The organism is Amycolatopsis sp. NPDC006131 (assembly GCF_040614175.1).
GTDB lineage: Bacteria > Actinomycetota > Actinomycetes > Mycobacteriales > Pseudonocardiaceae > Amycolatopsis_E > Amycolatopsis_E tucumanensis.
The window spans coordinates 1-14,296 of sequence record NZ_JBEXTX010000048.1 but is presented as its reverse complement, the minus strand read 5'-3'; the positions used below and the strand labels follow the sequence as shown (position 1 = coordinate 14,296).

Annotated in this window: 14 protein-coding genes; 8 read left to right on the top strand and 6 right to left on the bottom strand. The window is 73.6% G+C overall.

What is annotated here, in order from left to right:
- Positions 1–54: 54 nt before the first annotated feature.
- The 3 genes from ABZ215_RS23530 to ABZ215_RS23520 all read right to left on the bottom strand — a co-directional run bounded on the left by ABZ215_RS23530 (position 55) and on the right by ABZ215_RS23520 (position 1,820).
- A complete protein-coding gene (locus ABZ215_RS23530) occupies positions 55–516 on the bottom strand; it encodes a hypothetical protein (protein WP_354951586.1) in 462 nt (153 codons plus the stop codon).
- 10 nt (positions 517–526) lie between these two features.
- Positions 527–793, bottom strand: a complete 267-nt coding sequence (locus tag ABZ215_RS23525; protein WP_237334744.1) for a hypothetical protein — start codon at positions 791–793, stop codon at positions 527–529.
- A 100-nt stretch (positions 794–893) separates the two neighbouring features.
- Positions 894–1,820, bottom strand: a complete 927-nt coding sequence (locus tag ABZ215_RS23520; protein ID WP_354951583.1) for an Lrp/AsnC family transcriptional regulator — start codon at positions 1,818–1,820, stop codon at positions 894–896.
- Between the two features lie 175 nt (positions 1,821–1,995).
- On the opposite strand from ABZ215_RS23520, the gene ABZ215_RS23515 reads away from it, so the two are divergent.
- Positions 1,996–3,489: a peptide MFS transporter gene (locus tag ABZ215_RS23515; protein ID WP_354951581.1), complete on the top strand. Its 1,494-nt coding sequence runs from the start codon at positions 1,996–1,998 to the stop codon at positions 3,487–3,489.
- Positions 3,486–4,700: an amidohydrolase family protein gene (locus ABZ215_RS23510; protein ID WP_354951579.1), complete on the top strand. Its 1,215-nt coding sequence runs from the start codon at positions 3,486–3,488 to the stop codon at positions 4,698–4,700. Before ABZ215_RS23515 ends, ABZ215_RS23510 begins: the two co-directional genes overlap by 4 nt.
- A 5-nt stretch (positions 4,701–4,705) precedes the next feature.
- Here the strand turns inward: ABZ215_RS23510 and ABZ215_RS23505 are convergent, their stop codons facing one another.
- The 3 genes from ABZ215_RS23505 to ABZ215_RS23495 form a co-directional block, all read right to left on the bottom strand.
- Positions 4,706–5,200 carry a hypothetical protein gene (locus ABZ215_RS23505; RefSeq protein ID WP_354951577.1) on the bottom strand — a complete coding sequence of 165 codons (495 nt, stop codon included), beginning with the start codon at positions 5,198–5,200 and terminating at the stop codon, positions 4,706–4,708.
- Positions 5,201–5,218: 18 nt separating this feature from the next.
- Positions 5,219–5,779: a class F sortase gene (locus ABZ215_RS23500; protein ID WP_354951575.1), complete on the bottom strand. Its 561-nt coding sequence runs from the start codon at positions 5,777–5,779 to the stop codon at positions 5,219–5,221.
- An 88-nt stretch (positions 5,780–5,867) separates the two neighbouring features.
- Positions 5,868–7,571: a GAF domain-containing protein gene (locus ABZ215_RS23495; protein ID WP_354951573.1), complete on the bottom strand. Its 1,704-nt coding sequence runs from the start codon at positions 7,569–7,571 to the stop codon at positions 5,868–5,870.
- A gap of 119 nt (positions 7,572–7,690) precedes the next feature.
- Between ABZ215_RS23495 and ABZ215_RS23490 the strand changes: the two genes are divergently transcribed.
- The 6 genes from ABZ215_RS23490 to ABZ215_RS23465 all read left to right on the top strand — a co-directional run.
- Entirely contained in the window at positions 7,691–9,172 is a 1,482-nt protein-coding gene (locus tag ABZ215_RS23490; RefSeq protein WP_354951571.1) for an aldehyde dehydrogenase family protein, read from the top strand.
- 30 nt (positions 9,173–9,202) lie between these two features.
- The gene (locus ABZ215_RS23485) at positions 9,203–10,564 is read left to right on the top strand and encodes an MFS transporter (protein ID WP_020422823.1); all 1,362 of its coding nucleotides are present in this window, start codon (positions 9,203–9,205) and stop codon (positions 10,562–10,564) included.
- Positions 10,564–11,748 (top strand): FAD-dependent monooxygenase, encoded by a 1,185-nt coding sequence (locus tag ABZ215_RS23480; RefSeq protein ID WP_354951568.1) that lies wholly within the window; start codon positions 10,564–10,566, stop codon positions 11,746–11,748. Before ABZ215_RS23485 ends, ABZ215_RS23480 begins: the two co-directional genes overlap by 1 nt.
- A gap of 15 nt (positions 11,749–11,763) precedes the next feature.
- Complete coding sequence (locus tag ABZ215_RS23475; protein ID WP_354710747.1) at positions 11,764–12,207, top strand: hypothetical protein; 444 nt, start codon at positions 11,764–11,766, stop codon at positions 12,205–12,207.
- On the top strand, positions 12,204–13,175 hold the full coding sequence (locus ABZ215_RS23470; protein ID WP_354951566.1) for an amidohydrolase family protein: 972 nt from the start codon (positions 12,204–12,206) through the stop codon (positions 13,173–13,175). The genes ABZ215_RS23475 and ABZ215_RS23470 overlap by 4 nt, the downstream gene beginning before the upstream one ends.
- The coding region (locus ABZ215_RS23465) for an NADH:flavin oxidoreductase/NADH oxidase (protein ID WP_354951564.1) at positions 13,172–14,296 on the top strand (1,125 nt) is incomplete at its 3' end. The genes ABZ215_RS23470 and ABZ215_RS23465, both read left to right, overlap by 4 nt.

Sequence of the window (14,296 nt, the reverse complement as noted above, 5' to 3'; positions counted from 1 at the left end):
ACGACCACCCCGGCTAGGGCCGAACGCCTCTTACCCCGGGTACGTGCCCCGGTCTCATGTGGACTTGGCGGGAGGCAGCTGGGACAGATCGTGCCGGTAGTCCTCGGCGTTCTCCGGCAGCAGCGCGCTCAACAGGCCGAGCGCGTGCCGGGCCCCGGCGCTCAGGGCTTCCACGAGTTCCGCTTCGCCGACGGAGGTCCGCCGGACCTCGCGGCCGCCCGAACAGCTGACCAGCACCCGCCCTCCGCCGATTCGCTCGATCGCGAACTCGACCGGCATGTCGGGGAACAACGTCGAGACCCGCTGCTCGGCCGGCAGCCGGGCGAGCAGGGTGCAGATGTAGGCCCACAACTGGTCGACGAGGTCCCAGTGCGTCAGGCCCATGATCTCGACGCCGTCGATCACCAGCTCGATGGCGCCCTCGACGTAGAGGGGGTCCTCCGGCGGATCCGAGGTCGCGAGGAGTGGTTCGAAGGTGCCGTCCTCGCGGCGGAGGAAGTTGCGGATTTCGATCACGGTGTCCGGCTCACCCGCCCCACAGGTGGTGCAGCTCGTTGCCCTGGTGGTCCGATGTCGTGAAGCTGCCGCGCACCCACACCGAGATCCCGCCGGGCCAGTACGTCACTTCGAGGGCGCGGATCTGGGTCTCGTCGAGCAGTGCGCACACGTGTTCGCCGTCGGCCAGGTCGTAGCACATCCCCGCCGGTTCGAAGCACACCTGCCCGCCGCCCTCGCCCGCCACGCGGAAACGGAGCGTGCTGCCCGTCCCGTCCGGTGCCTGAGCCAACGCCATCCCTCCTCAGGGAATCCGGTGCAGCACGGACTCGTGGCCGCCGCTCCCCGCACCCTACGGCCGCCAAGCCCCGCGCCACGACCGATTTCCCGGTCCAGACCTATTCGGCCAGCGGAAGCGCCCGGTCGTTCTCCTCCTTGATGGCCCGCAGGTGCGTCCACGCCTCGACCGTTCGCACGCCCGGCAGGCCGCGCACGCGCTCCAGCGTGGCGAGCACGTCGTCGAGTGAGCCGGCCCGGATGGTGCCGATTCCGCTGCACCAGCCGATCCCGGTGGCCAGGCAGTCGATCTCGTCGAGCGCGGCGATCTTGCGCGCCACGGGTTCGGTGTCACCGTTGACGTCCAGCGCGAACCCCATCGTGTGGATACGGCTCAGCGGCGTCAGCCGCACGAGCGCGCCGACGTGGACCACCCCGGTCTCCAGCAGCCGCAGCACCCGGGCACGCGCCGCGCCCGCGGAGAGGCCGGTGACACTCGCCAGCTCGGCGAAGGAAGCCCGGCCGTCGGCACGCAGGTGCGCCAGCAACGCGTGGTCGTGAGCGTCGAGCTCGATGTGCGCGAGCGGGCCGGGGCTCTCCAGCGGCCCGGGCGGGAAGTAGGGGTCCTTCCAGATGCGCAGGTAGGTCATGGTCTGCAGCGCGCGCACCCCGGGCACGGCCTGCACGCGCGCCAGGCCGCGGGCGAAGGACTCCAGGTCGGCCGTGCGCAGCTCGGCGGTGACGGCGAACCGGCCCGCGGTGGTGGTGACGAAGGAGACCTCGCCGAGTTCGGCGACCTGCCGCGCGACCGGGCCCGCGGGGCCGTCGGTCTCGATGGTCACGTGGCCGAGCTGGTGCAGCCCGAACACCGCCGGGTGGATCGCACCGACCAGCCGGAGCCCGCCCTCGCCGAGCAGGCGCTGCACGCGGGCCTTCGTGGTGGACCGGGCCAGCCCGACCAGGCGGGCCAGCGTCTCGTAAGAGGCTCGGCCGTCCTCGTGCAGGGCGCGGACGAGCCGCTCGTCGATCTCGTCCAGGTTCCCGTGCACGGGGACAACCTAACGCATACCAGCCACCCCGACGATCTGTTCACGCAAATCGCCCATCAAAAGTCGCAACGGCGACAGTCAACGCTCACGACAGTCGAATCATGCATTGATCACCGGCCCGCGCGGATGTAACGTCTGCGCCCACTGACACGGTCGGCTCGGAGGTGCGGTGGGCGTGGGGAGTACGGATCGGGTGTTCTTCGGCCAGCCGCGCGGGCTGGTCGGGCTGTTCTTCGCCGAGGCGTGGGAACGGTTCTCCTACTACGGCATGCGCGCGCTGCTGCTGTACTACATGACCGACCGGATCCTGGACGGCGGTCTCGGCATCGACCCGGGCAGCGCGAAGTCGCTGATCGCGGTCTACGGCTCGGCGACGTACATGGCGGCGATCCTGGGCGGCTGGATCAGCGACCGGCTGCTCGGGGACCGGCGGGCGACGCTCACCGGCGGGGTCCTGATCATGTGCGGCCACATCTGCCTCGCGATCCCCGCCGGGGCCGGCGCGCTGTTCGCGTCGATGATCTTCATCGCGAGCGGCACCGGGCTGCTGAAACCGACGATCTCCTCGTCGGTCGGCGACCTCTACGCCCGCGACGATCCGCGGCGCGACTCGGGGTTCAGCATCTACTACATGGGGATCAGCGTCGGGGCGGTCGCCGCGCCGCTGGTCGTGGGCACCGTCGGCGAACGGTACGACTACCACCTCGGATTCGGTCTGGCGGCGATCGGCATGGCGCTCGGACTCGTGGTCTACGTGCGCAGCCAACGCCACCTCAGCCCGCTCAGCAGCGCGCCGAAGAACCCGTTGCGGCTGGGCGAGGTGCCTCGCTCGCGTGTGGTCGCGGTGGCGGCCGGGGTCGCGGTGCTCGTCGCCGTGCTCGCCGCGACGATCGGCACCGGCGCGCTCGGCCCGGGCGGGGTCGTCGACCTGATCAGCGTGCTCGCGATCGCGCTGCCGGTCGGCTACTTCACGGTCATGCTGCGCAGCAAGCGCACCACCGCGGCGGAGCGGGCGCGGGTGCGCGGCTACATCCCGATGTTCGTCGCCGCGGTCGCGTTCTGGTGCATCCAGGAACAGGGCGCGACCGTTATCGCGCAGTACGCGGACGAGAGCACCGACCTGGGGGCGTTCGGGTTCACCATCCCGGCGTCGTGGTTCCAGTCCGTCGGGTCGCTCGTGCTGATCGTCCTGACGCCGCTGTTCGCGTTGATGTGGCTGCGGCTCGACCGGTCCTCCCGCTCCCCCGGCACGGCGCACAAGTTCGCGGCGGGCCTGGCGATCGCCGGGCTGTCCTACCTGATGCTCGTGCTGCCCGCGGCGAGTCCCGGCCAGACCAGCCCGCTGTGGCTGATCGGCAGCCTCGCCGTGGTCACGATCGGCGAGATGTGCCTGTCCCCCATCGGGTTGTCCGCGACGACCCGGCTGGCGCCCGCCGCGTTCGCCACCCAGACGATGGGCCTGTGGTTGTCGTCGAACGCCGCCGGGCAGGGCATCGGGGCGCAGCTGGTGAAGTTCTACGACGCCGGGTCGGCGGCCGCCTACTTCGGCCTGCTCGGGATGGGCGCGGTGGTCCTCGCCCTGGTGCTGTTCGCGCTCGCGCCGCTCATCCGGCGGCAGTCCGAACGCGGCTTGTCCACAGTGGAACTCACACGCGAGGGGCAGCGATGACCCGCACCGTCTTCCGCGGCGGCACGGTGTTCGACGCCGCCTCCCGCACCGCCGGTCCCGCCGACGTGGCGGTCGAGAACGGCTGGATCACCGACGTCGGCACCGGCCTCGACGGCGACGAGGAGGTCGGCTGCGCAGGCCGCGGCGTGCTGCCCGGGCTGATCGACTGCCACGTCCACCTCACCATGACCGGCGCGGACCTGTTCGCCGCCGCGCAGGAGCCGTTCTCGCTGCAGTTCTACGAGGGCGCGCGGAACATGGTCAGGACGCTCGCGGCCGGGGTGACCACGGTCCGCGACGCGGCGGGCGCCGACCTCGGGATGCGCGTGGCGCAGGAACGCGGCCTGATCCCGGGTCCGCGCATGCAGATCTCGCTGAACATGCTGAGCCAGACCGGCGGGCACGGCGACCCGTGGTGGCCCTCGACGTGCGTGGTGGACCTGCTGCCGCCGCACCCGGGCCGCCCGCCGGTGATCGTGGACGGCCCGGAGGAGATCCGGCGCAAGATCCGCGAACTCGTGCGTGCCGGCGCGGACGTCATCAAGGTCGCGACCAGCGGCGGCGTGGTGTCCAGCGGCGCCGGGCCGCGGATCCCGCACTTCCGCGACGACGAGATCGCCATGATGGTGACCGAGGCGTCGGCGGCGGGCCTGCACGTCATGGCGCACGCGCACGGCGAGGGCGCGAAAGCGGCGGTGCGCAACGGGGTCCGCTCGATCGAGCACGGTCACTTCCTGGACGACGAGACGCTGGAGATGATGGCCGCGCGGGGCACGTGGCTGGTGCCGACGCTCAGCGCGGGCGTCGGGCTGCGGCAGGCCGTCGAGGCGGGTGTGCCGTACCCGGACCACATCGCCGAGAAGATCCGTCAGAGCTCCGGCGACAGCGTGCGGCGCGCCGTCGAGGCGGGCGTGCGGATCGCGATGGGGACCGACGCGCCGCTGTACCCGCACGGCGAGAACCTGCTGGAGCTGGAGCTGCTCGTCGAGCACGGCCTGTCCCCCGGCGAGGCCCTGCACGCCGCGACACTGTCCGCGGCCGAGCTGATGGGGCTGGAGTCCACGCTCGGCTCGATCGCCCCGGGCAAGCGCGCGGACCTGGTCATCGTGGACGGGGACCCGCTCGACGTGCGCGATCTGGGCAAGCGGATCCTCGCCGTGTACCAGGACGGCCGTGCCGTGCACGTGGCCGACCGGGACGTGCCGGACTGACGCCCTTACCCGGCGTAGGTGCCGTCGCCGGTCTCCGGTGCGCCCTTGGGCAGCACCTTGACCTGCGGGGCCTTCGTCGTGGTCTTCGACGGCGCGGGTGGCCGCGTCGACGTGCCCGGCCGCGGCTTCGTGGTCGTCGTCGAGGTCGGGCCGGTGATCGTGAACGTCGCGGTCGCCGTGCCGTTGCCTGCCGGGCCGCCGCTGCCGGAGCAGGTGAAGGTGGCCTGGTAGCTGCCGGGTTTCGCCGCGGCCTTCCCGGTGCCGGTGTAGCCGTCCAGGACGCGGGTGAGCGTCACCGGGGCGGCGAGCCCGGGCGAGGTCACCGTGCTGGCGTTGCCCGCACAGTACGCGCTGAACTCGAGTGTCTGCCCCGGCGACACCGACGACGGCGACACGCTGAGCTTCGGCGGCGGCGCGGTGGCGCTGGCGGCCGGCGCGGCGAGCACCCCGGCCGCGAAGGCGAGCAGCCCGGCGCCGGCGAGAATCTTCTTGTGCTGCATGGTTTCCTCCCAGAATCGTCACCGCAGTGCGGCGTAGACGATGATGTTGTCGCGGTAGCTGCGCGCGGCCCGGTCGAAGCTGCCGCCGCAGGTGATCAGCCGCAGCTCGGGCCCGGCGGTGTCGCCGTAGACCGCTTCGGTGGGGAACTCGTCCTTGTCGATCTGCTCCACGCGGGTCACCGCGAACGTGACGGTGGAACCGTCCTTTCGCGACACCACCACCTCGTCCCCCGGCACGAGTTCCTTGAGGCGGTGGAAGATCCCCGGCCTGCCGCCGCCGTCCACGTGCCCGAGGACCACCGCGGGCCCCGGCTCCCCCGGCGACGGCCCGAGCCGGTACCACCCGGCCGGCATCGGCTGGGTCACCGGCGGCACCTCGATCGTCTCGTCGGCGTTGAGGCCCAGCGGGACGAGCGTCGAGCGAGCGCCGATCCGCGGGACGTCGAGTGCTTCCGGTTCCACCGGCGCCACGACCTCCGGCTCCGGTGCGGGCTGCACCGGCTGCACGGGCGCGGGCTGCGCGGCGCACCCGCCCAGCAGGAGCAGGGTGAAGGCGAGCAGGAACCGCACGGCGACCATGCCGCTAACTCGCTCCCCGGCCCGGTCCGGTTGCCGCCGAAACCGAACCGTGATGTCCGGGGGACTTCCGTCCACCTCGGACTTCCGATCACGCCTCGGCGTGCGTCCCGTTCGCCACGTCGAGCACCACCAGCGCGGACTGCGCGTCCACGACGTCGCGCGCCGAGCGCAGGTCCAGACCGCTCAGCGCCTCGATGCGGCGCAGCCGCTGGCTGACGGTGTTGGGGTGCACGGTGAGCGCCGCGGCGGTGGCCTGCCGGTCCAGCCCGGCGGCGAGGTGCACCCGCAGCGTCTCCAGCAGGGCGGTGCCGTGGTCGCGGTCGTAGGCGACCAGCCCTCCCAGAGTGCGGTCGGCGTACTCGCACAGCGGGGCCGGGTCGCCGAGCTGGAGCAGCAACCCGGCCACGCCGAGCCGGTCCAGTGTGATCGTGGCGCCCGACTGCCCGGCGTGGGCGGCGACGGCGAGTGCTCCGCGGGCGACCCGGTAGGCCTCGGCGTGGTTGACGGCAGGCGCGGACACCGCGACGGTGGCGTCGTCGACCCCGCGCGCGGTGAGCAGCGCCCGGCGGAAGCCGTCGACGGACTCGCCGTCGGGCCACAAGGCCACCACGTCCCCGCGGTACAGCGCCACCAGCGGGCGCGGCCGGACACCGGCGGCGAGCCGGGTCGCCTCGGCCACCGCCCGCTGGGTCGCGCCCGGCGGCGCCGGTTTCCCGCCCGCCACCACCTGGGCGACGAGCGCGCGGTGCGGGCGCGTCAGGTCGTGGCCCAGCAGCCCGGCGCGGTCCCGCACCGACGGGGCCGACGGGTCGGCCCCGGCCAGCAGGTCGGCGAGCAGCTCGCCACGCAGGTTCTGCTCCACCTCCAGCGCGGTCCGCTGCCGCAGCAGTTCCAGCGACAGCACCACCGAGGCGTGCTCCAGCGCCCGGCGGTCCAGCGGCGGGAGCGGCCCGCCGGGCAGCCACACCCGGGCGGCGACCTCGCCGGTGAGCACGACGTCGGCCACGACGTGCGCACCGCTCTCCCGCACCAGCTCCGCACGCGGTGACCACGGCCCGGCGTCACCGGCCTCCACCGGGCCGCCCGCGGCGGCGAGCTCCTCGCCCCGCGAGTCGCGGACGAGCACCGGCCTGCCGAGCAGGTCGTGCAGCGCGGCCGCGATCCCGGCGACCCCGCCCGCCTGCACCGCGACGCGCAGCAGCCGTTCGTGGATCCGCTCCGACCGCGTCACCAGGTCGTGCTGGCGGCGCAGGTCGTCCAGCACCCGCGCCGAGGTGATCGCGATGGCGGCGTGCTCGGCGAGCAGCTGGAGCCGGCCGACCTCTTCGGCGCCGAACTCGTGCACGGTGGAGCGGTAGCTGTTGAGCGTGCCGATCACGCCGGAGGCCGTCACGAGCGGGACCGACAGCATCGACAGGTAGCCCTGCTCACGCGCGACACCGCCCCAGACGAAGTCCGGCTCCCGTGAGATGTCCGAGACCGCGCACGGACGGCCGGACAGGAACGCCTGGCTGGACGGCGCCCCGACGTCGGCGGTGGCCTCGATGCGCACCGGCCGGTCGGAGTTGACGCGGGCGACGTAGGCCTCGGTCAGCCCGCTCCACCCGGCGATCACCAGGTTCGCGCGCGCGGTGTCCGGCACCAGGACACCGCAGAAGTCGAGCCCGAGCAGCTCCCGCGCGGTCGCCGCGACCAGGTCGAGCACCTCCCGGAGCCCCTGACCGGCGTTCACCGCCGCGGTCAGGGCGCCGATCGCGCCCAGCCACTCGCGCAGCTCGGAAACCTCATCCACCCCGGAAGTGTCAGCGGGAACACTCCACAAGTCAACTCTGTGTCGTCGCAGACATCGCCCGGCGCGGCGCCGTCGATCAGACTCGGGAAGCGCTCCACCCACGACCGAAAGGGCCCGGGATGTCGACGACGACCACCTCCCCCACCACCGCCGGGACCGGACACGCGCGACCGATCCTCGATCCGGCCACCGGCCGGGTGCTCGACACGGTGCCGGACAGCACCCTCGACGAGGTCGACGCCGCCGTCGCCCGCGCCCGCGCGGCGTTCCTCGGCGGGCCGTGGCCGTCGCTGACCCGCACCGAGCGTGGACGGCTGCTGCTGCGCGTCGCGGACGTCGTCGAAGGCGCCGCCGAGTCGCTGTACCGGCTGGAGACCCGCAACAACGGCCGCCCGGTGACCGAGACCCGCGCGCAGCTGTCCCGGGTGCCGGAGTGGTTCCGCTACAACGCCGGGCTGCTGGCCGCCCAGCGCGACGCCGTGCTGCCCTCCGACGGCCCGTACCTGACCTACCAGCGGCGCGCGCCGCTCGGCGTGTGCGGCATCATCACGCCCTTCAACCACCCGCTGCTCATCCTCGCCCGCAGCCTGTCCGCCGCGCTGGCGACCGGGAACACGGTCGTGGTCAAGCCCTCCGAGATCACGCCACTGTCCACTGTGGCCCTGGCCGATCTGGTTCGCGAAGCCGGTGTCCCGGACGGCGTGGTGAACGTGGTGACCGGCGGCCGGGAGGTCGGCGAGCGCCTCACCGGCCACCCGGACATCGCCAAGATCACCCTCACCGGTGGCACCGAGGCCGGCCGGGCCGCCGCGGTCGCCACCGCGAAGCGGTTCGCCCGCGTCACCGCCGAACTGGGCGGCAAGACCCCGATCGTCGTGTTCGACGACATCGACCCCGAGGCGGCCGCGGAGGGCGCGGCGTTCGCCGCCTTCGTCGCGGCCGGGCAGTCCTGTGTGGCCGGTTCCCGGTTCCTGGTGCAGCGCGGGAACTACGAGCGGTTCGTGGCCGCGCTGGCCCGCCGCGCGGACGCGATCCGGATCGGCGACCCGTCCGACCCGCGCACCCAGCTCGGCCCGCTGGTCAGCGCCGCGCAGCGGGACAAGGTGCTGAACCTGATCGGCGCCGGGATCGCCGAAGGCGCCCGGCTCGCCGCGGGCGGCGGGGCGCCCGACCTGCCCGCGCCGCTGGACGGCGGGTTCTTCCTGCGGCCCACCGTGCTCGCCGACGCCACCAGCGAGATGCGGGTCGCGCGGGAGGAGATCTTCGGCCCGGTCGCCGTCGTCGTCCCGTTCGACGACGAAGCCGACGCCATCGCCAAGGCCAACGACAACCGCTTCGGCCTCGGCGCTGGGGTCTGGACCCGCGACCTGGCCCGCGGCCACCGCGTCGCGGACCGGATCGCGGCGGGCATGGTCTGGATCAACGACCACCACCGCCTCGAACCGTCGCTGCCCTGGGGCGGCATCAAGGAATCCGGCACCGGGCGGGACGCCGGATCCGAGTCCTTCGACGACTTCACCTGGATCAAGACCGTCGTCGCCCGCACCGCCGCCGACGACGTCGACTGGTACGGCGCCGACACCCCCGGCCGCCTCAACTGACCCCTGTCCCCACGGCAAAGGAGCCGTCCCATGGCCAACCCCTCCGCGCCACCGTGGCGCACCGAGATCACCCGCACCCAGTGGCTGGTCCTGCTGGGCACGACGATGGGCTGGGCCCTCGACGGGTTCGCGGGCAGCCTGTACTCCCTGATCCTCGGCCCGGCGATGACCGAACTGCTGCCGCACAGCGGGATCGCGCCGGCCACCGGCAGCATCGGGCTCTACGGCGGCATCACCGTCGCGTTGTTCCTGTTCGGCTGGGGCACCGGCGGGATCCTGTTCGGGATCCTCGCCGACTACTTCGGCCGCGTCCGCGTGCTGTCCGCGGGCATCGTGACCTACGCGGTGTTCACCGCGCTCGCCGCGTTCGCCGACACCTGGTGGCAGCTGGGCGTCCTGCGGTTCATCGCCGGCCTCGGGTCCGGGGTGGAGGCGCCGGTCGGCGCCGCGCTCGTCGCCGAGGTCTGGCGCAACCGCTACCGGGCGCGGGCCTGCGGCGTGATGATGTCCGGCTACGCGTTCGGCTTCTTCCTCGCCTCGCTGGCCTACGCCGTCCTCGGCGGGCACGGCTGGCGGCTGATGATGGGCATCGCCGTGCTGCCCGCGCTGCTGGTGTACTTCATCCGCCGTCACGTGCCGGAGCCGCCGGAGATCAAGGGCTCCATCGCCGCCCGCCGGGAGCGCCGCGCCCGCGGCCACCGCACCGAGCAGGACCGGTTCGTGCTGCGCCGCCTGCTGTCCCGGCCGCTGCTCAAGCACACCCTGGTCGGCACCGCGCTGGCCACCGGGTCGCTGGTCGCCTTCTGGAGCGTGTCCACCTGGTACCCACAGGTGATCCGCCAGGCGGCGACCGCGGCCCAGCTGACGCCGGCGGTGGCCAACGAACGCGTCGCGCTGGCCTCGATGCTGTTCAACGCCGGCGGCGTGCTCGGCTACGCCACCTGGGGTTTCCTGGCCGACGCGATCGGCCGCCGGAAGGCGTTCGCGACCAGCTTCGCGGTCTCCGCAGTCAGTGTCGGGTTCCTGTTCCCGTTCTCGCCCGGCTGGGGCGTGTTCCTCGCCGTCATCCCGGTCGCGGGCTTCGGCCTCTACGGCGCGCTGTCCGGGATCCTCGTCTACGGCCCGGAGCTGTTCCCGCCGAGCGTCCGCGCCACCGGGATGGCGCTCTACAACGGCATCGGGCGCTACCTCACCGCGGCCGGGCCGCTGGTGGCCGGTGTGGTGGCCGCGTCCTGGTTCGGCGGCGACCTCGGCCTGGCGACCACGTGCGTCGTCGCGGTCGGGATGCTCGGCGCCATCGGGCTGTTCTTCGCGCCGGAGACCCGCGGCGCGCCCCTGCCCGCCGATCCGGTCCAGCCCGGCCCGGTTCCCGCTTCGGAGGAGATCCACTGATGAGTGCCTACGCAGGCGCCCGCGCCGCCGTGATCGGCGGGTCGATCGGCGGGCTCACCACCGCGCTGCTGCTGCGCGACCTCGGGTTCGAGGTCGAGGTGTACGAGCGCACCCCGACGCCGCTGGACGGCCGGGGCGGCGGGATCGTGCTGCAGCCGGACACCGTGCGCTGGTTCGCCGAGCGCAGCGCGCAGAACCCGGAAGCGCTGTCCACCGCGACCGAGTACGTGCAGTACCTCGACCGCGGCAACGGTGTCGTGCACCGCGACCGCCGCCGCTGGACCTACACGTCCTGGGGCACCTTCTACCGGGCGCTGCTCGCCGACTTCGGCAGCGAGCACTACCACCTCGGCCAGTTCGCCTGCGGTGTCGCGCAGGACGAGGACCGCGTGACCGTCCGGTTCGTGTCCGGGCACCGCGCCGAGGCCGATCTGGTCGTGTTCGCCGACGGCATCACCTCGATCGGCCGGTCCCTGCTCGACCCCGGCGCGCAGCTGGAGTACTCCGGCTACGTCGGCTGGCGCGGCACTGTGCCCGAGCACGAACTCACGCCCGCGACGCGGGAACTGCTCGGCAACGCGATCTCCTACAGCGTGGTGCCGCACTCGCACATCACGGTGTACCCGATCCCCGGCGAGACCGGCCCGTCGGAGCGGCTGATGAACTACGTCTGGTACCGCAACGTGCCGGCCGGCAGTGAGCTGGCGGAGATGCTCATCGACAAGCGCGGTTTCACCGGCACCGTGTCCATCCACCCGGGACAGGTTCAGGACCGCTACGTGGACGAGATGCGGGAAACGGCCGCGGAACTGCTCGCACCCGCCGCCGCCGAGGTGGTCACCCGCACCGCGCAGCCCTACATCCAGGTCGTGTCGGACGTGCGCGCCTCGCGGATGGCGCAGGGCCGGGTCGCGTTGATCGGCGACGCCGCGGCCGCCGCCCGCCCGCACGCCGCCGCCGGCACCGCGAAGGCCGCCGCCGACGCCTGGGCGCTGGCCGGCGCGCTGACCGACGCCGACGGCGACGTCCCCGCCGCCCTGCGCAAGTGGGAGCCGGCACAGCTGGAGCTGAGCGCCCGGCTGCTCGACCGCGTCAAGGCGATGGGCGCGCGCTCCCAGTTCCACAACACCTGGACACCCGGGGACCCGGACCTGCGATTCGGCCTCTACGGGCCCGGCCACTGAAACGAGGAGAAGACCATGTCCGACACCAGTTTCCTGTCCGACCTGCCGCTGGCGGGCACCCTCGTCGCGAGTGGTTTCGACGGCTGGAGCCCGCAGCTGCGCGCCGAGTTCGAGGCCCACGCCCACGACGGCGAGGTCGGCTCCCGCCTGCTGAGCGAGAACGACCGCGTCCGGGTCTGGGAGATCCGCCTGGCGCCCGGCGAGCGCTGGCACGCCCACCGGCACGTGCTGGACTACTTCTGGACCGCGGTCAACGCCGGGCGCAGCCGCCAGCACACCAGCGACGGCACCACCCGTGAAGTGTCCTATGTGGCCGGTGAGACGCGGCACTTCACGTTCGGCCCCGGCGAGTACCTGTTGCACGACATCGAGAACATCGGTGACAGCGAGCTGGTGTTCACCACGGTCGAGCACCTGGACAGCGCCAACGCGCCGCTGCCGCTGGGAGAGCGGCGGTGATCGGGCCGATCGCGGACGGGCCGGTCGACGTCCACGCGCACTGGCTGCCCGCCGAGCTGTTCGGCCTCCCGCCGGGCGCCCCGTACGGGCCGCTGCGCGACTCCGGCGGCGAGCTGCACCTCGGTGAGGTGCCGTTGTCCATCCCCACGCGGGCCATGAGCGACGTGCCGGCGATCCTCGCCGACACCGCCGCGGCCGGGCTCGGCGTGCGGGTGCTGTCGGCCCCGCCGTTCGCCTTCCCCGTCGCCGGCCCGGCCGCCGAGTACGTGGACGCGTTCAACACCGCGCTCGCCGAGGTCGTGGCGTCCGCTGGTGGTGCGCTCGCCGGGCTGGGCCTGGTCTCCCTGGACGGCGAGGCGGTGGCGACCGAGCAGCTGAAGCGGCTGGCGGCGCAGCCGGGAATCGCGGGGGTGGCGATCCCGCCGCTGCTCGGCGGCGAGTCGCTGGACCGCGGCGTGCTGCGGCACGTGCTCGGCGAGTCCGCCCGGCTCGGCCTGTCGGTGCTGGTGCACCCGATGCAGCTGCCGCGCCCGGAGTGGCAGGACCACTACCTGGCCAACCTGCTCGGCAACCCGGTCGAAACCGCCACGGCGGTCGGCGCGCTGCTGCTCGGCGGGGTGCTCGACCAGCTGCCGGACCTGCGGATCTGCTTCGTGCACGGCGGCGGGTGCACACCCGGGGTGCTGGGCCGGTGGGACCACGGCTGGCGCACCCGGGCCGACGTCCGCCGCGACTCGTCGCGCCCGCCGGGCGAAGCGGTGCGGGCACTGTGGTTCGACACGGTCACCCACGACCCGGAGCTGCTGCGCCTGCTGACGGCGCGGGTGGGCGAGCACGCGGTCGTGTGCGGCAGCGACCACCCGTTCGACATGGCGCAGCCGGACCCGGTCGGGTTCGCCACCGCGGCCGGCCTGGACGTCGCGACCCTGGCCGCGAACGCGCGGGCGTTCCTCGGGGCGGGCTCGTGAGCAGGCTGTTCACCCCGCTGACGCTGCGGGAGCTGACGGTGCCGAACCGCGTGTGGCTGTCGCCGATGTGCCAGTACAGCGCCGGGGCGGACGGGGTGCCGGGCGACTGGCACCTGGTCCACCTCGGCGCCCGCGCGGCAGGCGGGTTCGGGATGCTGATCACCGAGTCCACCGCGGTGTCCCCGGAGGCGCGGATCAGCGCGCGGGACACCGGTCTGTGGTCGGACGCGCAGGTCGCGGGCTGGCGGCGGATCACCGGGTTCGCGCACGCGCAGGGCGCGCCGATCGCGGTGCAGCTGGGCCACGCGGGGCGCAAGGCGTCGGCGTTCGCGCCCGGCGAGGGGCGCGGCACGGTGCCGGCGGGCGAGGGCGGCTGGACACCGCTCGCGCCCTCGCCGCTCGCCTACCGCGGCTTCGCTTCCCCGGTGGCGGCAACGGAATCCGACCTGGCCCGGATCGTGGCGGACTTCGCCGCCGCGGCCCGGCGAGCGGTCGACGCGGGGTTCGACGCGGTCGAGATCCACGCCGGCCACGGGTACCTGCTGCACCAGTTCCTGTCACCGCGGGCGAACCAGCGCACCGACCGCTACGGCGGCGCGTTCGGCAACCGGGTGCGGCTGCTGCTGGAGGTGGTCGACGCGGTGCGCGCTGCGTGGCCCGCGGAGCGCCCCTTGCTGGTGCGGTTGTCGGCGACGGACTGGGTCGAGGGCGGCTGGACCGCCGCGGAGACCGCGGACCTGGCGCCGCTGCTGCACGACCGCGGGGTGGACCTGATCGACGTGACCACCGGCGGGCTCGACCCGGACCAGCGGATCCCGGTCGGACCGGGGTACCAGGTCCCGTTCGCCGGGCAGGTCCGCGCCCGGACGGCGCTGCCGGTGGGCGCGGTCGGCCTGATCACCGAGCCGGAGCAGGCGGAGGCGATCCTGGCCGCGAAGTCCGCGGACGTGGTGCTGCTGGCGCGGGAGGCCCTGCGGAACCCGGCGTGGCCCCTGCACGCCGCGGAAACCCTGGACCCCGGCTCGGCGCGGGAGAAGTACCCGTGGCAGTACCTGCGCGCCGCACCCGCCGAGGGCGCGCCCGCCCGGCGGGCAGTTCACCAGCAACGGCCCGGCGGCGGC